Source organism: Nocardia abscessus NBRC 100374, assembly GCF_000308455.1.
Classification (GTDB): Bacteria; Actinomycetota; Actinomycetes; order Mycobacteriales; family Mycobacteriaceae; genus Nocardia; species Nocardia abscessus.
Map to the genome: position 1 here is coordinate 345,302 of NZ_BAFP01000274.1, position 20,375 is coordinate 365,676.

General features: G+C 68.4%; 22 protein-coding genes. 16 read left to right on the forward strand and 6 right to left on the reverse strand.

The window, feature by feature from the left end:
• The 7 genes from ON19_RS38350 to ON19_RS38380 are packed head-to-tail and all read left to right on the forward strand — an operon-like array spanning window position 1 to window position 6,595.
• Window positions 1–840: an ABC transporter permease gene (locus ON19_RS38350; RefSeq protein ID WP_043704472.1), complete on the forward strand. Its 840-nt coding sequence runs from the start codon at window positions 1–3 to the stop codon at window positions 838–840.
• A complete protein-coding gene (locus tag ON19_RS38355) occupies window positions 837–1,616 on the forward strand; it encodes an ABC transporter ATP-binding protein (RefSeq protein WP_043704474.1) in 780 nt (259 codons plus the stop codon). Before ON19_RS38350 ends, ON19_RS38355 begins: the two co-directional genes overlap by 4 nt.
• Window positions 1,613–2,638 carry an ABC transporter substrate-binding protein gene (locus ON19_RS38360; RefSeq protein ID WP_043704475.1) on the forward strand — a complete coding sequence of 342 codons (1,026 nt, stop codon included), beginning with the start codon at window positions 1,613–1,615 and terminating at the stop codon, window positions 2,636–2,638. Before ON19_RS38355 ends, ON19_RS38360 begins: the two co-directional genes overlap by 4 nt.
• Window positions 2,635–3,735 carry an LLM class flavin-dependent oxidoreductase gene (locus ON19_RS38365; RefSeq protein WP_043704477.1) on the forward strand — a complete coding sequence of 367 codons (1,101 nt, stop codon included), beginning with the start codon at window positions 2,635–2,637 and terminating at the stop codon, window positions 3,733–3,735. The genes ON19_RS38360 and ON19_RS38365 overlap by 4 nt, the downstream gene beginning before the upstream one ends.
• Window positions 3,732–4,901 carry an LLM class flavin-dependent oxidoreductase gene (locus tag ON19_RS38370; protein WP_043704479.1) on the forward strand — a complete coding sequence of 390 codons (1,170 nt, stop codon included), beginning with the start codon at window positions 3,732–3,734 and terminating at the stop codon, window positions 4,899–4,901. Before ON19_RS38365 ends, ON19_RS38370 begins: the two co-directional genes overlap by 4 nt.
• Window positions 4,902–4,914: 13 nt before the next feature.
• A complete protein-coding gene (locus ON19_RS38375) occupies window positions 4,915–5,622 on the forward strand; it encodes a class II aldolase/adducin family protein (RefSeq protein WP_043704480.1) in 708 nt (235 codons plus the stop codon).
• A gap of 31 nt (window positions 5,623–5,653) precedes the next feature.
• Window positions 5,654–6,595, forward strand: a complete 942-nt coding sequence (locus ON19_RS38380) for an ABC transporter substrate-binding protein (RefSeq protein WP_043704481.1) — start codon at window positions 5,654–5,656, stop codon at window positions 6,593–6,595.
• Window positions 6,596–6,662: 67 nt separating this feature from the next.
• On the opposite strand, the gene ON19_RS42730 is transcribed toward ON19_RS38380, so the two are convergent.
• Window positions 6,663–6,818 (reverse strand): hypothetical protein, encoded by a 156-nt coding sequence (locus ON19_RS42730; protein ID WP_157230090.1) that lies wholly within the window; start codon window positions 6,816–6,818, stop codon window positions 6,663–6,665.
• Between the two features lie 269 nt (window positions 6,819–7,087).
• Here ON19_RS42730 and ON19_RS38385 point away from each other — a divergent pair, with 269 nt between their 5' ends.
• Window positions 7,088–7,369: a hypothetical protein gene (locus tag ON19_RS38385; RefSeq protein WP_043704483.1), complete on the forward strand. Its 282-nt coding sequence runs from the start codon at window positions 7,088–7,090 to the stop codon at window positions 7,367–7,369.
• 80 nt (window positions 7,370–7,449) lie between these two features.
• On the opposite strand, the gene ON19_RS38390 is transcribed toward ON19_RS38385, so the two are convergent.
• Window positions 7,450–10,725, reverse strand: a complete 3,276-nt coding sequence (locus ON19_RS38390; protein WP_083899999.1) for an AfsR/SARP family transcriptional regulator — start codon at window positions 10,723–10,725, stop codon at window positions 7,450–7,452.
• A gap of 105 nt (window positions 10,726–10,830) precedes the next feature.
• Between ON19_RS38390 and ON19_RS42735 the strand changes: the two genes are divergently transcribed.
• From ON19_RS42735 to ON19_RS38400, 3 genes are all read left to right on the forward strand, one after another.
• Complete coding sequence (locus ON19_RS42735) at window positions 10,831–10,992, forward strand: hypothetical protein (protein ID WP_157230091.1); 162 nt, start codon at window positions 10,831–10,833, stop codon at window positions 10,990–10,992.
• A complete protein-coding gene (locus ON19_RS38395; RefSeq protein ID WP_043704485.1) occupies window positions 10,989–11,576 on the forward strand; it encodes an NADPH-dependent FMN reductase in 588 nt (195 codons plus the stop codon). The genes ON19_RS42735 and ON19_RS38395 overlap by 4 nt, the downstream gene beginning before the upstream one ends.
• Window positions 11,577–11,715: 139 nt before the next feature.
• A complete protein-coding gene (locus tag ON19_RS38400) occupies window positions 11,716–12,267 on the forward strand; it encodes a dihydrofolate reductase family protein (protein WP_043704487.1) in 552 nt (183 codons plus the stop codon).
• Between the two features lie 666 nt (window positions 12,268–12,933).
• Here ON19_RS38400 and ON19_RS38410 read toward each other — a convergent pair.
• The 4 genes from ON19_RS38410 to ON19_RS38425 all read right to left on the reverse strand — a co-directional run bounded on the left by ON19_RS38410 (window position 12,934) and on the right by ON19_RS38425 (window position 15,990).
• The gene (locus ON19_RS38410; protein ID WP_043704491.1) at window positions 12,934–13,905 is read right to left on the reverse strand and encodes a DUF5996 family protein; all 972 of its coding nucleotides are present in this window, start codon (window positions 13,903–13,905) and stop codon (window positions 12,934–12,936) included.
• A 222-nt stretch (window positions 13,906–14,127) separates the two neighbouring features.
• Window positions 14,128–14,322, reverse strand: coding sequence for a hypothetical protein (locus ON19_RS38415; protein ID WP_043704493.1), 195 nt, complete (start codon window positions 14,320–14,322; stop codon window positions 14,128–14,130).
• A gap of 324 nt (window positions 14,323–14,646) precedes the next feature.
• Window positions 14,647–14,853 carry a hypothetical protein gene (locus tag ON19_RS44375; protein ID WP_043704495.1) on the reverse strand — a complete coding sequence of 69 codons (207 nt, stop codon included), beginning with the start codon at window positions 14,851–14,853 and terminating at the stop codon, window positions 14,647–14,649.
• A gap of 9 nt (window positions 14,854–14,862) precedes the next feature.
• The gene (locus tag ON19_RS38425) at window positions 14,863–15,990 is read right to left on the reverse strand and encodes a TIGR03364 family FAD-dependent oxidoreductase (RefSeq protein WP_043704496.1); all 1,128 of its coding nucleotides are present in this window, start codon (window positions 15,988–15,990) and stop codon (window positions 14,863–14,865) included.
• Between the two features lie 548 nt (window positions 15,991–16,538).
• Here ON19_RS38425 and ON19_RS38430 point away from each other — a divergent pair.
• The 5 genes from ON19_RS38430 to ON19_RS38450 all read left to right on the forward strand — a co-directional run bounded on the left by ON19_RS38430 (window position 16,539) and on the right by ON19_RS38450 (window position 20,374).
• The gene (locus tag ON19_RS38430; RefSeq protein WP_043704498.1) at window positions 16,539–16,733 is read left to right on the forward strand and encodes a hypothetical protein; all 195 of its coding nucleotides are present in this window, start codon (window positions 16,539–16,541) and stop codon (window positions 16,731–16,733) included.
• A gap of 89 nt (window positions 16,734–16,822) precedes the next feature.
• Entirely contained in the window at window positions 16,823–18,535 is a 1,713-nt protein-coding gene (locus tag ON19_RS38435; protein WP_043704501.1) for an acyl-CoA dehydrogenase family protein, read from the forward strand.
• Between the two features lie 253 nt (window positions 18,536–18,788).
• Complete coding sequence (locus ON19_RS38440) at window positions 18,789–19,013, forward strand: hypothetical protein (protein ID WP_043704503.1); 225 nt, start codon at window positions 18,789–18,791, stop codon at window positions 19,011–19,013.
• Window positions 19,013–19,201, forward strand: a complete 189-nt coding sequence (locus ON19_RS38445) for a hypothetical protein (protein ID WP_043704504.1) — start codon at window positions 19,013–19,015, stop codon at window positions 19,199–19,201. Before ON19_RS38440 ends, ON19_RS38445 begins: the two co-directional genes overlap by 1 nt.
• A gap of 297 nt (window positions 19,202–19,498) precedes the next feature.
• Window positions 19,499–20,374 carry an MlaE family ABC transporter permease gene (locus tag ON19_RS38450; RefSeq protein WP_372478696.1) on the forward strand — a complete coding sequence of 292 codons (876 nt, stop codon included), beginning with the start codon at window positions 19,499–19,501 and terminating at the stop codon, window positions 20,372–20,374.
• The last annotated feature ends 1 nt before the right edge of the window (window position 20,375 follow it).

Below are 20,375 nucleotides of genomic sequence, written 5' to 3' on the forward strand. Positions count from 1 at the left end.
ATGGCGGTGATCGCCGCGGCGGGGCTGGTGCCCACCGAACTCGCACCGCCCCGTAGCCGCGTCGGAAAACGCAGGCCCACGTGGTTTTCGGTGCCGTTGCGGTTCCTGCTTCCCGCACTGATCGTCGCGGGCTGGTGGGCCGGTTCCGCGACCGGGGCGCTGTCGGAGCGCGTGCTGGCGGGCCCGCCCGCGGTGTGGACGGCGTTCACCGAGCTGCTCGGCACAGGCCAGCTGCTCGACTTCGCGGTCGCGTCGTTCGCGCGCGCCGCCTTCGGCGTCGGCATCGGGGTGGCCATCGGGCTGACGCTCGGACTGCTGTCCGGGCTGTCCGGCCTCGGTGAGGAACTGGTCGATTCGACGATGCAGATCCTGCGCGCGGTGCCGTTCCTCGCGCTGGTGCCGCTGTTCATCGCCTGGTTCGGCATCGACGAGCTGTACAAGGTGCTGCTCATCGCCGTCGCCACGGTGGCCCCGATGTACGCCTACACCTACCTCGGCGTCCGCAACGTCGATCGCAAGATGGTCGAGGCCGCACGCAGTTTCGGGCTTACCGGCCCGCGGCTGGTGCTGGAGGTCATCCTGCCCTCGGCGCTGCCCGGCGTGCTGATGGCGCTGCGGGTGTGCCTGTCGATCAGCATCACCGGTCTCATCGCGGCCGAGCAGGTCGGCACCAGGGAAGGCGTCGGCTACCTGGTCACCCTGGCGCAGGAGTACAACCGCACCGACTACATGGTGCTGTGCGTCGTGTTGTACGCGCTGCTCGGCTTGGTCTTCGACGGGCTGGTGCGGTTGGCGGAGCGCTTCGCGATGCCCTGGCGCGGACAGGTGGCGATCCGATGACCGCCGTCACCGAACCCGGACCCGAGGTCGCCGCCGCGCCCGCGGCGGGCGAACCGGTCGCCGTCTCGATCACCGGCCTGCGCAAGTCGTTCGGGGACAAGACCGTACTCGACGGCGTCGACCTGACCATCCGGCGCGGCGAATTCGTCGTCCTGCTCGGCCCGAGCGGCACCGGCAAGACCACGCTGCTGCGCCTGCTCACCGGACTCGAAGTGCCGGACGCAGGGGAAGTGCTCGTCCCAGGCCGACGTACCACCGTGTATCAGGAGCCCCGGCTGATTCCCTCGAAGCGGGTACTGGCGAACGTCATTGTCGGGCAGCGCCGTTCCCGGCAGAACCGCGAAGCCGGGCTGCGGGCTCTGGCCGAAGTAAACCTCGACGGCAAAGCGCGGCAGTGGCCCGCCACGCTCTCCGGTGGTGAGGCGCAGCGCGCGGCGCTGGCGCGCGCTCTGGTGCGCGAACCCGAACTGCTGCTGCTCGACGAGCCGTTCGCGGCGCTGGACGCCCTGACCCGCCTGCAGATGCAGGATCTGGTCGGCGACCTGGTCGCCCGGCACCGTCCCGCGGTGCTCATGGTGACCCACGACGTCGACGAGGCGATCCGCCTGGCCGACCGCGTGCTGATCCTGGACCGCGGGCGTTTCGCCGTGGACGTCGACATCGACGTGGCTCGCCCGCGCGGCCGCGCCGACCCCGAAACCCTGCACTACCAATCCCTGTTCCTCGCCCAACTCGGCGTGGGTAGCCCCGCGCCCGCTCCAAGGAGTGCCTCATGACCGACACCCTCTGGTACACCCGCTGCCCGGTCCCGACCGCGAGCGGGCTCGCGCACAGCCTCGGCTGGCTCGGCGACACCGCCACGCGGGCCGGGCTGGAGTTCGGCGTCCTGCAGGACGCGGGGCCGGAGCTGGCGGGCCACCATTTCCTGCACGACCTGTCCGGGCTGATCCGCGAGGGCGGCAACGTTCCGGCCCTGGCCGCGCGGGCGCAGGGCTCGCCGACCCGCCTGATCGGGTTGACCTGGATCGATGAGGCGCAAGCCATCCTGGTCGGTCCGCAGTCCTCGGTCGGCGGCCCCGCCGAGCTGGCCGGTCTGCGCATCGGCGTCCCGGCGTGGGCGCAGGATGAGGCCCGCAGCTTCCCCCGCGCGATGGCCCTGCACGGCTTCGCGAACGCACTGCGGCTCGGTGGCCACACCCTCGCCGACGTGCGCGTGGTCGAGTTCGGTATCGAGCCGAACCCGCAGGTGCGCACGGAGATTCAGGCGAACCGCCGGGCGGTCACCTGGGGCGTGGCGGAGTTGCTGCGCGGCGAGGTGGACGCCATCTACGTCAAGGGCGCCCGCGCCCAGGAAGTCGCCAAAGAGCACGGCCTGCGCGTCGCGGTGGATCTGGACGCCACCGACGCCAAGCGTCTCCGGGTCAACAACGGAACGCCGCGTCCGATCACCGTGCACGCCGATCTGCTCCAGTCACGGCCGGAGGTGGTGGTCGAGTTCCTCGCGCAGAGCTTGCGCGCGGCCGACTGGGCCGCGGGCGATCTGCAAGGGGTCCGGGACGTGCTCCAGCGGGAAACGCTGTCCGGGCCGGAGGGTGTCGTCGCCGCGTACGGCGAGAACTTCCACCGTGGCCTGCACCCCTCGCTGTCGGACGAGCGGATCGAGCTGATCGGCGTGCAGAAGCAATTCCTCTACACGCACGGTTTCCTGGCCGCCGACTTCGACCTGGACTCCTGGGTCGCGCACGAGCCGCTGGCCAGGGCCAGGGAACTCGTCGAGTCCGGGAAGGTCCCCGCATGACGGAATTCCTGTGGCGCCTGCCTTCTCGCGGAGACGGCCGCCATGCCCGCCCTGAACAGCGCAACCGCGGTGGATTCGGCGGACCCGCGCCGCAGACGCCCGCGACGGACCTGCGACCGGGACGATTCGGTCCGTTCGACGACCTCGCCCAGATCATCGATGCCGCCGAACTCGCCGGACTGGACGGGGTGCTCGCGCCCTACGATCCGGCGGGCGAGGAATCGTGGATCGTGGCGGGCGGCGCGCTGCGCGGCACCCGGTACTCCCGGGTCGTCGTCGAATTCCAGCCCGCTTTCGGCACTCCGGTCTACGCCGCGAAGATCTCCGCCACTTTGCAGCGCCTTTCCGGCGGCCGCCTCGCCTGGCAGTTGGCCGTCGACACCGATCCCGCCGACGCGCGGGCCCGCGGTGATCGCGTCACCGGCGACGACCGCTTGGCCAGGGCCGCAGAGTTCCTCACCGTCGCCCGCGGCGTATGGAACGACGCTCCGGCGCCTTCGGCGGGATTCGCGGGCACCGGGTTCCACTACGCGGGCACGCATTACGACGTGATCGACGGCGGCTTCCGCGGCATCCTGTCCGGGCTGCCGTTCCCCACGGTCTACCTGACCGGTGCTTCCGACGCGGCGCTCGAGCTGTCGGCGGAGCACGGGGACGTGCACGTCTTCACCGAGACCGCGGCGGGCGTCGGCACCGAGATCGCCGCCCTGCGCGAGCGCGCGACGGCGGCGGGGCGGACGGTGCGCGCCGGACTGGAGCTGCCGGTCATCGCGCGGGAGACCGAAGCCGAGGCGTGGGCGCGCGCCGAACGCCAGTGGCGCGAGGTGCACCCGGACGGCCCCGGGGCATGGGAGCACGATCTGGGCGACGGTCGCTGGGCGGGGTTCGGCGCTCTCGGATACGCCGCGAACATCGGACTCGTCGGCAGCTATACCCAAGTGGCGCACCATCTTTCGGCCTACGTCGAGGCAGGCGTCGACAGCGTGGTGCTCTCGGGGCACCCGCACATCGAGGAACTGCACCGCGCGGGCGAGCACCTCTTGTTCCTCGCCGACCCGATCGGCCGCACCCTGACCGCTCAGGAGGCAACCGCATGACCATCGACATCTACTGGCGCATCGGGATGGAGGGCGACCACGCGTCGCTGCGCACGCCGCGCCGATACAACCGCGGCCACGCCAACGGGTACGGACCGGGCAATATCGCGCCCGCCATCCGGGCCGGTGCACTCGACGGCTACGGCTACATCGACCACATGGCGGCGGTGGCGAAGGCCTCCGAATCGGCTGGTTTCCTCGGCGGCCTGCTGCCGTCGTTCCCGGTGACCGACGACCCGTGGGCGGTCGCCGCGGCGCTGGCCAGGGAGACCACCACCTACCGGTTCATGGTCGCCTTCCAGCCCGGCTTCCTGCACCCGGTGCAGGCGGCGCGTATGTCGGCGAGCTTGCAGCGCGCGACCGGCGGCCGGCTGGTCTACAACATCATCAGCGGCGGCGGCGGACCCGCCCAGTTGTGGTGGGGCGACAAGGTCTCGCACGACGATCGGTACGCGCGCACGAGCGAATTCCTCGACGTGTTGCGCGGCGTGTGGGACGGCCATCCCTACGACCACGACGGCCGGTTCTTCCGGACCGAGGGCGCCGCGCTCGCACCGGGCATCGCCGGGCAGCCGTTCCCCGAGGTGTACTTCTCGGGGTCCTCGGCCGCCGCGGTGCAGGCCGCGGGCAGGCACGCCGACTACTACCTGTCCTGGCTGGAGCCCTTCGGCGACCTGCGCGCCAAGTTCGACGGCGTGCGCGCGCATGCCGAAACAATTGGCCGCACACCGAAATTCGCTGTCCGCATCGACGTACTGGCCAGGCACACCGAGGAGGCGGCCTGGGCGGAGATCGAGAAGGGCTGGGCCTTCGTCGACCGCGGCGCGGCCGAGCGCGCCGCCAAGGGCGATTCGGTCGGCGCCGCCCGCATCCAGGGCTGGGTGCCCGAGACCATCACCGGATATCGCGACCTGGAAGTACAGCCCAACGTCTGGTGCGGGTTCAGCCTGATCCGCGGCGGCCCGGCGTTCGGCCTGGTGGGCAGCTACGAGCAGGTCGCGCAGCGGCTCGACGAACTGATCGACCTCGGCGTCGACGCGTTCATCCTCGCGGGCAATCCGCATCTGGAGGAGGCCTACCGCGTCGGCGAAGAGGTGCTTCCCCTGCTCGGCCGATCCCGGCTCACCGCGTCCGCCGCCGCGGCATCCCTCACCCCCGCTCGATGATTCAGGAGAGATCATGACCACCACCGAGACCCGGTTGCCGGAGTCCGTCACCGCTTTCGTCGCCGCCGCGACCCGCGACGCCGAGAAGGCATTCCGAGTGTTCCGGGAGACCGGCACCGTATCCGGCAACGGCACCGTCAACTTCGTGGAACGGGTGCCGGGCGAGGAGATCGCCGTCGCACTGAACGAACCGGGGCCCTGGGCCGAGGACCGGACCCTCGCGCCGGTGGTCGCCACCTTCGACGGGGAGGTGCTGTCCGGATCGGGCGCCGCCGGATTCGTCACCGGCTACGCGAAGGTGTTCCGCGCGCATCGGGAGATCACCTCCGTGGTGCACATCCACACGCCGTGGCTGGGCGGGTGGGCGCAGACCCACCGCACGCTGCCGATCCGCTACGCGGCCTCGCAGCGTCTCACCCTCTCCAGGGCCATCCCACCGCACATCGACCGCAGCATCGGCGCGGGCGATTTCATCCTGTCCAAGCTGGTCGACGATCCGGACCTGGTCGCCATCTTCGAGGCCAACGGCGGAGCCAATGTGATCGGCCGCTCGGGGCTGCTGGAGCTGGCGAAGTTCGTCGTGCTGCTCGAAGAGGGCGCGCAATACCAGGCCATCGCCGAAACCCTGGGCGGCTCGGTCGAATTCGATCCTTCCAACCTCGCGGTGCAGTGGAGCCGCAGCGGACTCGCCGACGAGGCCCGTCGCCGCGGCCTGATCTGACCGGCAGTTGTAGCGAAATCGAGGAGCGATCATGACCATTCGTGTCGGCTATTTCCCGCACAACAACTCCCTGTTCGTCCTGCGTCACCGCGGCATCTTGGAAAACCTGCTGCCCGACGTGGAATGGGTCGACCTGCGCGACCTGCCGCGCCCGGCGCCGGTCGACCCGAGGACGGAACTGCCGTCGTTGCATTCCGATCACCTGTTCACCGGCGGCTACGACTTCATCGGCACCGGCTTCACACCTCCGCTGACGGCGCTGGCCAACGGCCGCGACATCGTCTACGTCGGCATCTCCGGACCACGAGTGGAGAACGGCCGCCTGGTCACCAAGGCCGATTCCGGCATCGAGACGGTGCTGGATCTGAAGGGCAAGCGCGTCGGCATCGCCCACGGTTCCTGGCAGACCACACTCGCGTTGCTCGCGCTGGACCGCGCGGGCCTGGCGTGGAAGGACATCGAGCCGGTGGACACCGACGTGCACGACGGCGGCGCCGCGCTGCTGCGTGGCGACCTGGACGCCTGGGTGGGCGCGTATCCGGGTCTTGCCTCGATCGAGGCGGCCGCCGAGCTGCGGACCCTCGTGGACACCGAATCCCTGTTCAGTCATCCCTCGCTGTGGTTCACCCGTCGTGACTTCGCCGAGGGCAACCGGGCGGCGCTGACGGCGATCGTCACCGCGTTGCGACAGTCGGACGCGTGGATCAAGGAGAACCCGCGCGCGGCCGCCCAGTACTTCGTGGACGACGTGGCCGCCCGCGGCGGAACCGCGAGCCTGGACGCGTGGGAAGCCGCCCTGCGCGGCAGGCCCTTCGGGGTCGGACCCGTTTCGGAGGAATTCCTGGACGAACAGCAGCACGCGGCGGACCTGCTGGCCGCCAATGGCCTGTTGCCGGGAACGGTGCGCGTCCGGGACGCGGTCCTGCCGTGGATCGGCGAGACGGTGACCGCCGAATCGGGTGTAACGGTCTGATCAGAAAAAGCGACGGGCCGGGGTGTCGCAGCGACGCCCCGGCCCGTCGCGCGTATTCGACGAATGGTCAGCGCGGCGAAATGTCCGGCCGCCCGCCGTGTTTTTCGGTGGAGCGCAGCTCGAACCAATACGCTGCGACAACTGTGGCGTAACCGGCCACGACGGCCGTCGCCGTGACGATCAATAGAGTGATGAGCAGTGGAATCAAGAAAGCGGTGTGCATTGTGCCCTCCCGGTCACGGTGATCTCAGCGGAAGGTTCGGCGCCGCACTGCACCGACTTGATGTCAGCCCCTGCACTAAGTGAAATCGTAGAGGTCGCAGCCTCACCTGGCACGGTTGGGGGCTGTGAGTTGAATCATGCGCGCCGCGGTGTGTCGCCGGGAATGCACCTGCTCCATGCGGTCTAATCGATCTTGTCACGCGTTTGAAAGCAGGCTCGAATCTGTCTCCACCGTCATCTCGGCATGCGAAAAGGAGCCCGAACGTGAGCATGATTCTCGCCGCGCTGCACGACACTTTGATCGCGCAGCAGTTCGAAAATCCGACCGCGGAAGAGCCGCCGCTCGCGGACAAACTGATGCAGATGGGCCGCTACTTCACCTGGCTGGTTCAGCTGTCCGGGATCACGGCGATCACCTACGGCGGTGGCAGGTTCGCGTGGGAGAAATGGAACGGCGGCACGCTGCAGTCACCGAAGATGGTCGCCAGCGCGATGGCGGGCGGCGCGGTGGCGACGAGCGCCGGCACCATCATGAACGCGATCATCGGCTGACGCGCGGCCCGGACTCGTGCCGCACCGGCCCGACGGTTCTCCGTCGGGCCGGTTCTCGGATTCCATAGGCGGTCACGACTTCACCGTGCGGCGGGCGCGGCCTCCGGGGCGGTGTGGCTGCCCGCCGGTGCGAGGCCGGGCATTTCGAGCACGGCGCAGGCGGCCAGGTCGCGGGCCTCGACTGGCGTCAACCGAGTTCCTGCGGTGTGGCTTTCGGCGAAAGAGCGCTCGCCGAGCGCCGTTCTGGCGAGGTTCGCCGGACGGTCGATGTCGGGGCGTTCGGCGGGCAGCAGCGCGATGCCGTTGACCTCGCGCACGGCGGCCGCGGCGCCCAGCAGGCGGGCGGCGGTGTCCGGCTCGCCCATTCCGGCCAGCACCGAGGCGAGTGCGGCCAGGGCGAAGGCGGTGTCGCGCGGCGCGCCGATACGCTGGGCGCCGTCGAACGCGTTCAGGTACAGGGCGAACGCGGCGGCGAAATCGTCGCGTCGTTCATGGATGTAGCCCAGCTCCACTTGGAGCATCGGCAGGAACAGCGGAGTCTCCGCACCCTCGGCGAGGGGGAGTGCGAGCAGTTCGCGCAGGATCTGCTCGGCGATCTCGAACCGGCCGTCGCGCCGCGCGGTGAACGCGAGCACGACAGCGGCGAACAACCGGCCCGGTTCATATCCGTGCTCGGCCGCGATCCGCTGCGCCTGTTCACCGAGCGCGCGGGCCCGATCGAAGTCGGTGTTCTGCATGGCGATCCAGCCCATCCAGGACAGATGGGTGCACGCCTGCCCCCATAGCTCGAGCTCCTGCGCCAGGCCGAGTGCCTCGGCGTGTATGTCGGCGGCGGCGGCCAGTTCACCGGTGAGTTCGGCCAGCCCGCCCAGCCATTCCGCGGCCTGGAGCCTGCCCCAGCGGTCGTCGAGTTCGGCGAACAACCGTGCGGCCGTGCGCGCGTGCCGCTCCAGCGCTGCCAGGTCCACGCGATTGTGGGCGGCCTTGGCCAGCGCCACGTGTCCCGCGGCGACACCCCAGCGGTCGCCGAGTTCTTCGAAGACCGGAAGTGCCTTGCACAGCATGGATTCCGACTCGGTGACGTCCCCGGACTCCAGCGCGGACGATCCGAGGAAGAGCTCCGCGCGGGCCCGCCCCGCCGGATCGTCGACCGTGTCGTACAGCGCGAACACCGCGGCCCGCTCGGCCGCCCCGGCACCGAACTCGCCTTGCTGGAACGCGAATCCGACGCTCCACGCCAGGGCTCGGGCGCGGTGCGGCGGCGAACCGCCGAGCGCCAGCGCCGCGTCCAGCCAGCGGCGGGCCTCGCTCAGCCGGCCGCGCAACTGCCAGTACCACGCGAGCGCGTTCACCAACCGCAGCGCTCGGTCGGCCTCGCCCGCGCGGATGAAGCCGTCCAGCGCCGCGCGCAGATTGGCCGTCTCCTCGTCGAGCCACCGCAGCCAGCGTCGTTGGTCGGCGCCGTAGAGCTCGGGCTCGGCGCGCTCGGCCAGCCGCAGGTGGTACCGGTGGTGAGCCAGGTGCGCCGCGTCGAACTCGCCTGCGTCGGCCAGCCGGTCGAGACCGAACGCGGCCACCGATTCCAGCAAGCGGTAGCGCCGCCCGGCCGTATGTACCAGCGAGCGGTCGACCAGCCTTGCGATGACGTCGGCGACGACCGATTCGTCCACCGGGGTCGCGCCCTCGCCGGAGCACACCGCCTCCGCGGCCGCGAGGGTGCATCCGCCCGTATGCACCGCGAGCCTGCGCAGCACCGCCTGCTCGGTCGCGTCGAGCAGGCCCCAGCTCCAGTCGATCATCGCCGCCAGCGTCTGCTGCCGCGGCGGCACGCCGCGGTGCCCGGTGGCCAGCAGCTTGAACCGGTTGTCGAGCCGGGCGACGATCTCGTGCACGCCCAGCGCGCGCACACGGGTGGCGGCCAGTTCCAGCGCGAGCGGGATGCCGTCGAGCCTGCGGCACAGGGTGGCCACCGGCGCCGCGGTGTCGGCGTCGAGCACGAAATCGCGGGCGCCCGCCCGTGCTCGCGTCACGAACAGGCGCACCGCGCCCGTGCGGGCGATCTCGTCGAGCGCCGCGTCCCGGGCGGGCACCTCGAGCGGTTCCAGCGCGACGATGTCCTCACCGGGCAGCCGGAGCGGTTCGCGGCTGGTGGCCAGGATGTGCAGTCCCGGTGCCGCGCCGAGCAGCGATTCGGCGAGTTCGGCGGCTCGATCCACCACGTGCTCGCAGTTGTCCAGCACCAACAGCAGTTCCTGGTCGGACAATGCGTCGCACAACAGCCCGGTGATGTCGGCGCCGTCGGCGGCGCGGATGCCGAGCACACCGGCCACGGCATCGGCGAGGAACGACGTGCCGTCGGTCGAGGTCGGTTGCAGCGCGGCCAGTTCGACCAGCCAGCTACCGTGGGCGAACCGCTCGGTCAGCGCCGCCGCGGCGGCGAGCGACAAACGCGTCTTGCCCACCCCACCCGGTCCGGTCAGCGTGACCAGCCGGGCGGTGGCGACGGTGTCGCACAACTGCGCGAGGTCGGTATCGCGACCGATCAGCTCGGTGCGCTGCGCCGGGACGTTCGAGGTGCGCCGCCGGGTGACCGCGGTTTCCGGTGGCGGCGCGGCAAGCGGCAGATCCTGCTCGAGGATCGCGCGGTGCAGCGCGACCAGCTCCGGGCCCGGGTCGATGCCGAGTTCGTCGTCGAGGCGCCTGCGCAGATCCTCGTAACCGACCAGCGCCTCGGCCTGCCTTCCCGCGCCGTACAGTGCGCGCAGGTGGGCGGCGCGCAGCCGCTCGCGCAGCGGATGGGCTGCCACGAACGCCGTGAGTTCCCCCGCGACCTCCCGGTATTCGCCCAGTGACAACCGAGCCTCGGCCAGCTCCTCGACCGCCACCAGACGCTGCTCCTCGAGCTGTGCGATGGCGGGTTGCGCGAAGGGAGCATCGCGGAAATCGGCGAACGCGGGGCCACGCCAGACAGCGACCGCCTCCGTGAGGGCCCGGACCCGCTCGGCCGGCTCGGTGGCGGCGCGCGCGGACGCCACCAGTGCGCGAAACTCCTGCGCGTCGATGTCGGAGGTGGCCAGCCGATATCCCGGCGGCGGGGAGACAACCAGGTCGCGGCCGCCGGGTTCGGCGTCTTCGAGCGCCCTGCGCAGTTGCGAGGCTTTCGCGGCCAGCGTGCCCGCCGGATTGCCGGGCGGGTCGTCGGCCCAGATGTCGTCGACCAGCCGGTCGCCGGACACCGGTTGGCCGGGGGTGACCAGCAGGTCGGCCAGCAGCGCCCGGACCTTGGCGCCCGGAATCGGCACCACGGCACCCGCATCCGTCCAGACCGTCAACGGACCCAGCACCCCGAAACGCATGGGAGCAGCCTAGGCGAGCGGTACGACAGGCGACCGCAAACAAATCGGAAGGTGGAGGACTCACAGTGAGAACGCCGAACCCGAACTCCCGGAAGGAGTCGAGACATGAAACCCACCACCGCCAGTATGGCCGCGTCGGTTCTGCTCACCTGTGACAAGGCAGGGCCGGACGAGAAGATGTCGGCCGCTCCCGGCGTCCGCGTCGAGGAGATGTTCCGGCTCGTCGGCGGTGTCCTGGGCGACGCACCGGTGCGGGACGCGCGATGATCGGCCCGCATCCGGTACGGGTGGCGTTGATCGTGGGCAGCACGCGCACCGGCCGTTTCGGTCCCACGGTGGCGGACTGGTTCGCCGGGCGGATGTGCCGCCGCCCCGAGGTGGACCTGGACCGGATCGATCTCGCGACGGCCGCGCTGCCCGACCGTTTGACCGACCACGACGAGCCGGCGCCACCAGCGGTCCGCGAGCTCGGCGAACGGCTGGCGGCCGCGGACGCGTTCGTCCTGGTCACTCCGGAGTACAACCGCAGCTTCCCGGCGGCAGTGAAGAACGCCGTCGACTGGTTCGACGCGGAATGGGCGGCCAAGCCCGTCACGGTGGTGGGATACGGCGGCGACGCCGACGGCGGTCACGCCGCCGCCCAGTTGCGCCCGGTCTTCGGCGAACTGAACGCGGTGCCCATCCGTCGCACCCTCACCATCACCAAGGCATGGCAGCGCTACGCGAGCGACGGCAGCTGGCCGCGCCGCGACCCGGAACTGGACGAGGCTGTGGACGGTGTGCTCGACCAGCTGCTGTGGTGGGCGAGCGCCCTGCGCGAGGCACGGGCGAAGACCCCGTTCGTGCGGTAGAAAAGCATGCTCGGGCGGTGTCCGTCCCGAAGGTACGGAGCAACCGTAAACAAACCGTAAGGCGGTACCAGCAGAGTCGTTCCAGGCAGCGACACCGGCCGCACCCCGGCAACCGCCGGACTCGATGAGAGGAAACACCATGGGCACCATCGCAGTTCACGAGTTCATAGCACTCGACGGAGTGTACGAGGATCCGTCCTGGACCTTCGAATACGGATTCGACCCGAAGATGGGGGAGACCCTCGGGGCGATCACTTCGGCGTCGAAGGCGATCCTGCTCGGGCGCATCACGTTCGAGATGTTCGCCCCGGCTTGGTCTACCCGCACCGTGGAGGACGACCCGGGCGCGCCGTTCTTCAACGAAACGACGAAGTACGTCGTCGGCGCCCGGGAGCCGCAGGTGGAATGGGCCAACAGCACCCGCGTCGGCGCCTACGACCCGGACGTGATCCGCAAGCTCAAGGACGAAATCGACGGCACCATCTACATCAGCGGCAGCGGCACGCTGGTGCGGGCGCTGCTGGCGGACGGCCTGGTCGACGACCTGCACCTGTTCGTCTACCCGATCGCGCTCGGCAAGGGCAAGCGCCTGTGGAGCGACGGCGTCGACGCGACCAAGCTGGCGCTCAAAGAGCACGAGGTCTACGCCAACGGCGTCGTTCACCTCGACTACGGCCCGGCCCAGGGCTGATGTCGCGCGGAAGGGCGGCCCGTTTCGGGCCGCCCAGGCGATCCGGTGGTGCCGCCGCGGCGGGCAGCGAAGCCGTCAGCGCCGTCCGGTGCAGTATCCCTCGGGGGTGTACTGGCAAGGGCGCTCGTTGCGTCCACGGTATCCGCCGTGATTGCTGCTGCGACTCCGCTCTCCCACGCCGGAACCACGCTTGTCGGCCGGGTTGTGCGAGTACCGGTCCGCTGTCGTGGTCACGAACGATTCCGGCGCGGCGACGGACGCTGCCGTCACGACCGCCCCACCGATCAGCGCCGAAGCCACCACTCGACGCACCGTTACGCGCTTCCTTGTGTTCTCCATGAGATTCATCCCGTCGATTAACGTGCCGTCATATAACGATACATTGATCGGTGACCCAACACACGTGTTTATTCCCAGTGCTGGGGATGACCCTCGATCGAGGGCCTGATCACGTGCTGCGGCTTGCTCGCCGTCCCAGCTCGCAGGCCGATGGCTCGGGTTGGACCGGACGTCGCAAAAAGATTCACACCCTGTCTAACGTGCCGTTCGCCAGGTCGCGGGCGCAACGTCTGCGAGTTGGCGAGAGTCTTCGTGGTCGACGCGCCGAGGCGCATAGCGACCATGGAGCGCGGCCGTCATCGGCGCACTACTTGCCGTCGGAGCCGATCACGGCTGCGCCACGCCCAAGTCGCGGACTCGGCGCTTGTGATTCCAGCGGCCCGGGTCCGCCTCCAGGGCCGAGCGGTCCCAGTGGCCGAGCGCGGCGGCGGCCGTGTACGTCGTGTCGAGGAACTCGAGCAGCGCCGATTCGGGCGCTTCGGCGGTGCGAACCGCCTCGTACGGCAGGAGGAACTGCCGCAATTCCATACTGTAGAAGGCTTCTCGCGGACCGATGTGGTAGTCGGAGAAGCCGTCCGGCTCCGGGTACGCGTAGGCATAGAAGGCGCCTTCCGTGCCGCCGCCCGGCCAGAAGCCGCAGCTGCTCAGTTCATGCGAGTAGCCCTCGACCATGACCCAGTCGCCACAGTTGGGGGCGCCGCCCGGGTGTCGCGGAGCGGCCCGCCCGGAGAATCTGGTGCAGGCCAGATCCATCGCTCCCCAGAAGAAGTGCACCGGGCTCACTTTGCCGAGGAAACCCGATCGGAACTGGTGCATGACGCGATCGGCGGCGATCAGTTGCCGCCAGAACAGGGTGGCGGCCGCGGCGTCATAGGAGCGGTGCTCGTAGTCCTCGGCGAACGGCACGGCGGGCTCGACCTCATTGGGTCTGCCCTGGATGTGCACCGGAATGCCGAGTTCGCCGAGCGCATCGATGGTTTCGCCGTAGAAAGCCGCCACCGGCTTGGGTTCGAGCGCGACCTGGCGAGTGCGGCCATCGCTGGAGCGGATGTGCAACCGGTGGTCGAGGAAGTCGAACTCGATATCGAAGCACCCCGCCGCATGCGGGATGGCGGAGGTGGTCAGTCCTCTCGGGCTGACGTAGAACGTCACCTGCCACCAGTGGTTGACCAGCGGAGCGCGGGAGAGTCTGATCTTGCCGACGATCTGTGTCCACATATGCAGCGTCTCGCGCGTAGGAGTCCAGCTATCGACGCGCAAGGCGGGCCACGGTTCGGGAGCGGTATCGGTGCCTGTCATTGCTGCACCTCCGTTCTTTCCGGGAATTGGCGGTGCCGGCGCCGCGCAGGCGCCCGGCGAGTCGCGGCGCAGCGTTCCTGCACGCTCAAACTACCCGGTGAACAGGTGCCCGGAAGCCCTAATGCACGGTAAACAGCAATCTGCTGGCAAATTCGCCGACGGGGGATCCCGGGCGGTCAATCGTCTGGTGCGCGGATGGACCGACGACCGGCGTGCGACGCTTCAGTGCCGGCGCGGCCAACTCTCGTGCGCGGACCCCATGCTCGCCAGCGGCAGTGCGGCCCCCTCGTCGGCCGTCCGGGCCGCACGGCGGGAATTCGGATCCCACACCATGGCCGCGGCCGCACCGCCGAGCAGAACCAGGACGATGGCAACAATTGCCACCCACAGGAGTACCACCGCTATTTCTCCAGTCATTCCGTCCGCTCCATATTGCGCGTTATGCTGTGGCGGACAATCGCTTTCGTGCTTGCGAGCATTCTTTACACGCGGGGCAATCAGCGCGAATCGACACGCGGATTCTGTGGTGTGCCAGCACAACGGCTCCCGGGGTTTGGGATACGTCTGGTAACGCATAATGTCGCGACCGGACGGCGAGACGAGGCCCGGATGTCGGTGCGCGGCAAGGATTCTTCGACGGATGCGCGAGTTCACCGCGTTGGCGGATGCCGAATCCGAGGACGAGAACCTCGACGATTTCTCCGAATGGCTGGAGCGGGGGTATGTCGATCCTCCGCATCTCTACTGCGACACAGGGTGGCAGTTGTGGCGCCGGATGGTCGAAACCGGCAGGCTCGGCGGGGTGGACGCCGAACCACCGCGTCGGATACGGGTTCGATGCCCGCTTCGGTCGTGGCGGCCCCCGAAAGCGCGCAGCACGAGTCCGCTGTCGGCGACCGTGGTCCCGGCCATGGCGAGGACGGCGACTTCGATCGTGTTGTCCGGCATGGTCGATCGTCAGAGTCCGAGCAGGTCGGCGGTTTCCTCGCCGAGGACGGGGCCGAGGGTCATGCCGCGGCCGCCGGGGCCGGTGATCACCCGGACGTGCCGGTCGGCTCGGGCGCGGGTGACCGGGACATCGGGGTCGGCGCTCTGGCTGTACACGCCTGCCCAGCGCCGCACGATCGGCGGCAGTTCGCGGCCCAGCAACTCCTCGGCCACGGCGGTGAGATGTTCGTACGGGGCCTCGTCGAGGTCGAATGCGAAAGGCTCGGTGTACTCGTGGGTGTCGCCGATGGTCACACCGCCGTGCAAGCGCTGCACGCACAGCAGTTGCATCTTGTGCTCGGCGGCGGTCGCTGTCTGCGACTGTTCCCGGTTCAGCAGGTCCACCTCGGGGCCCGCGAAGCCGGGGTAGTAGCGGAAGCTGTCGCCGTCGGCGACCGCCGTGGTGAGCGGTTCGCCCAGCGCGGCGGTCTGCATCATCTGCAGCCGGACCCGCCGCACCGGCAGCATTCCGGCCAGTTCCCTGGCCAGGCCGGTGTGCGCCGCGCCGGGGCAGACGAGCACGAGATCGGCGTCGAAGACGCGGTCCCGGTCGTCGCGCACCCGCGCGCCGGAACCGGTGTCGGTGACCGTCCTGGCCTCGGTGCCGGAATGGAAGGTGTAGCGGTCGCTCGCGGTGAGGTAGGCGCGCAGCGCGGGCAGCGCCTGCCGTGACTCGACCACGGCATCGGTCGAACAATGCAGTCCGGCAAGGAATTTGCCGCGCAGCGCGGGATTGACGGCGCGCACGCGCTCCGGGTCGAGTAATTCGAACCCGCGCGCCTCGGCCTCGGGACCGGCCGCCGCGGCCTCGGCCACCGCGAGTTCCTCCGGGGTGCGCACCAGGGTGAGCGAGCCCGCCGGCCGGAATCCGACTCCGGGCACCTTGCCGCCGATCTCCTCCCACAGCACCCGCGAACGCAGGGCGAGGTCGAGTTCCGCGGCCGACCGCCCGGACACCCGGATCAGGCCGAAATTGCGTACGGTCGCCCCGCGGGCTTCCGGTTCCCGTTCCAGCTGCACGACTTCGTGTCCGCGGCGGATCGCGGCCAAGGCGTGGGCGGTGCCGAGGATGCCGCCGCCGATGATCACCAATCGCATGGTTCAAGGATGAATGGTATGGACCGATCATTTTGCTGTGACCTGCGGTTGTGGGCCATGCCACAACTTCGGGGAACCCGGCAGCTCCAGGCCTTTATGGTCAGCCGTTCATTTCGTCTGCGACCGCACTCGAGTTGACGCTTTGAGAGACTGAAACTTACTGTCTCTCATGTCCTCAGGGGGTGCTGGTTGGTGCCCACGGCAGCGACAGGCATGCGCCTTCTCTATCGAATGTAGGATAACTTATCCAGAAGGCAACGCAACGTGGCTTTTGGGCTACCGCTGGCAGTTGCGGGTGAACGCGGCAAGCTTCTAACTTCTTCCCGCCGGGACTCCAACTCGCTCCCTCCGGGCAGTCGCCTGATGGTATGAATATGCATTAACATAATACGCAGCCGGGCACTGCTGGTCGGCAGTGTCGCTGCCGGTCGGAACGACGGTGGCGGGAGTCGGGTCGTTCGTCGGTCCGCGCAATCGGGCGCAGTCGGCGAGGGATGTCGTGGCGGGCGCCGTTCCTGTCCTTTGTGCGCATGGTGCAGTGAGTCGAGATGGTGAACCCGCAAAACGTTCGACATATCCATATCGAATCCGGTGCTCTCGTCTTGGACTATCAGGCGTGCGCCGAACAGGCCGCGAGTGTGGCCGAGGTCTTGGCGAGCAGTCATCCGGAGCTCATCGTCACGATCGACGACAACGTCGACGTCGGGTTGCCCGCGCTGCCCTGTGGCGACCTTTGGGATTGAGCATGTGAGCAGCGCCAACGGATTGACGACGGATGCCGTCAGTTCTAATGTGATGGCACTTGCCATCACATTGGAAGGCGGCGTTCGCCATGGTCCTGTTCAACCCGAAGACCGAAACGTTCGAGGAGTTCGATCCCGCTACGCGGGCTCGGTTGCGTTCGGTGGTCGACTTCTTCGAGAAGAAGGGCAAGCGGGCGCTCACCGGCGACGCGCAGCGCGCCGAGTGGTACGAGGACTGGATGGAGTTCCTCGCCGAGAGCCGCATCCTCGCGTACATGGCGACACCGCGGTCGAGCGCGGACGAAGACCCGGACAAGCGCTGGGACACCGCGTTCATCTCCCGGTTCAACGAGATCACCGGCTTCTACGGACCGCAGTACTGGTACGCCTGGGGCGTTTCCACACTCGGTCTCGCCACCATTTGGCAGAGCGCCAACGGCAAGGCGCACCTGCGCGCCGCCGAGGAGCTCGACCGCGGCGGAATCATCGGTTTCGGGCTGTCGGAGAAGGATCACGGCGCCGACATCTACGCCACCGATATGCTGCTCACCCCCGACGGGGCGGGCGGGTTCACCGCTACCGGCAGCAAGTACTACATCGGCAACGGCAACGTGGCCCGGATCGTGCCGACCATCGGCAGGCGCACCGACCTCGAAGGTCCCGACGCGTACGTCTGGTTCGTCGCCGACAGCAGGCACCCGAACTACCGGCTGGTGAAGAACGTCATCCACGGCCAGAACTTCGTCAGTGCCTACGACCTGGTGGACTATCCCGTTTCGGCCGACGACGTGCTGCACGTGGGCCGCAAGGCGTTCGACGCCGCGCTCGCCGCGGTCAACTGCGGCAAGTTCAACATCGGCATGGTCGCGCTGGGCATCACCGAGCACTGTTTCTACGAGACGATCAACCACGCCTCCGCCAAGATCCTGTTCGGGCATCCGGTCACCGACTTCGCGCAGGTGCGCCAGATTCTGTCCGACAGCTACGTGCGTATGAACGCCATGCGCCTCTACCACGAACGGGCGATCGATTACATGCGCTGCTCGACGCCGGAGGATCGCCGCTTCGTGATGTTCAACTCCATCGGCAAGATGAAGGTCACCCGCGAGGCCGAGCGCGTGTTCCGTGAGCTGTCGGATGTCATCTCCGCCAAGGGTTTCGAGAAGGACACCTACTTCGCGATGGCGCGCGGCACCATCGACTCCATGCCCCGGCTGGAGGGCACCGCCCACGTGAATATGGCGCTCACGCTGAAATTCATGCCGAACTTCCTCTTCCATCCGGCGGACCTGCCCGCGGTGCCGGTGCGACGGGACCCCGGCGACGACGAGTCACTGTTCCGGCAGCCGGGCGCGGCCGGACTGAGCAAGGTTCGCTTCGCCGACTGGCGGCCCGCGTACGCGCCCTACCGGCACCTGCCGAACGTGGCGCTGTTCGTCGAGCAGGCCGAGCAGTTCACCCAGTTCCCGGTGCAGGCGCCGCCGACCGCGGCGCAGTTGGAGGACCTGGACTATCAACTGGCGGTCGGGGAGTTGTTCACGCTGCTGCCCTATGGGCAGCTCGTCCTGGAGCAGGCCGCGATCGCCGGGACGTCCGACGACCTCGTGGATTCGATCTTCGAGGTGTTCGTTCGGGACTTCTCCGCGTACGCGCTCGGGGTGTTCTCGAAGGCTTCCTCCACCCCTGCTCAGCAGGACTGGGCCCGGAATGCGCTGCGCAAACCGGTCATCGACCAGCGGCGAACCGCGCGTCTGCACGACGAGGTGCTGAGCTACGCCGGCACGTTCGAGATGAACCCGTAGCCCATGACCCTGGATGCGATAGAGAATATCCATGAACATGGTGGGATAGAGGGCGATCGCACAGGATGCTATGTGCTGCTCAGATCCAACAAGTCAGAGCTGATTTGTCCGAAGTGGTTCCATACTTGGAAGAATTGCGACTAACATAGCGGCTCGGGTCCCCTTGGTTCGGCGGTGCGGGCGGACACCTGCGGTACGGCAGGTGTCCCAGCCCGCGGCGGCGTGGGATCGGAGCGAAAGGATGCATCGACGCATGCTCAAGAAACTCGACCGAATACTCGGTTATGAGATGAAGGTTTCCGAGTTCCTCGGCACCCTCATCATCATCGGCGTTCCGTATGGGCTGATCGGGGTGATCTGGACCCTCACCCATACCGGTCACCTGCGCGCCATGCACGGCCTCGATCTGGTCGTGTCGTTCCTGGGCTCGATCGTGTGCTGGCCGGTGCTCACCTTCTCGAATGTGTGCATGACCTGATGATGGCTCTGGTGTGGCTCATCGACGTCCTGGTGATCGTGGTCAAGATCCTCGGTGGGCGGATGAAGGTCAATCCCGTTCTCCGCTTCGGGCTCTGGGTGGCTGTGCTCAGCCTTCTGGCGGCCGGTTGTGTGGTGCTCGTAGCCCTCGTGGTGCTGCTGCAACGTTGGCTGGAAGGCCTCGCCTAGCCGCTCCTGCGGCCCCGGCCGTCCATGGCGTGGAAGAATATGTAGTTACTTACACACTCACTCGCTTTCCGGACTACTGTCCACCTGGCTGTATCTGGTGGAAATGCGAAGCTCACACGGCAGGTAAGCGAGGACTGGAGTACCCGCAGCGGGGCTGCGGCTGGCTTCGGATATGAAATAGACGATCACTTATCACTTGTACGACGTCTGTGATGTGTGCAACACTGCACACGCTCCGCACCCCCCGAAGGGGCGGCCGCCGGCGGCGGACGGGAAATCGGAAAGGAACGGCCACCGGTGACTGCCTCGCTGCGAACACCAGCCGACGAGCGACCGCCACGAGAACCGGGCGAGCTCGAGAAGATCATCGACAGCGCCTCGGGATTGTGGCGGCGCCACCCCCAGCGCTCGCTGGAAACGCTGGGCCGGCAAGTCACCCTGGGCCGCGAAGCGATTGTGCAACTGTTCGTCTCGCTGGTCCGGGGAAGATTTCCCTACCAGGAGTTCATCAAGCAGTGCGCGTTCATGGCCAACGTATCGGCGGCGCCCACGGTGTTCGTGGCCATTCCGATCGCCGTCGTGGTGTCCATTCAGGTCGGCGCTCTGGTGAACCAGGTCGGTGCGACGACATTCATCGGCGCGGTCGCGGGATTGGGCATCATCCGGCAAGGCGCGCCGCTGGTGTCGGCGTTGATGGTCGCCGGTGCGGTCGGTTCGGCGATCTGCGCCGATCTGGGGTCACGAACCATCCGGGAAGAGATCGACGCGATGATGGTGATGGGAGTCGACCCGGTCCGCCGCCTGGTTGCGCCCCGTCTCGCGGCGGCGGTGCTGGTGAGCGTATTGCTTTGCGGATTCGTCGTTTTCGTCGGCTTCGCGACCGCGTACATGTTCAACGTGTACGCCCAGTCCGGGACGCCCGGCTCGTTCATCAGCTCGTTCGCGTCCTTCGCGGTAGCCAACGATTTGATCATCGCCTTGGTCAAGGCCGCGATCTTCGGGGTGCTGACCGCGGTGATCGCCTGTGACATCGGCTTGCACGCGCACGGCGGCCCAGGCGGTGTCGCGAACGCGGTGAACTCGGCGGTGGTCAGTTCCGCGCTGATGTTGTTCGCCACCAACATCATCCTGACCCAGCTGTACAACACGCTGTTCCCCGCGAAAGTAGTGTGAG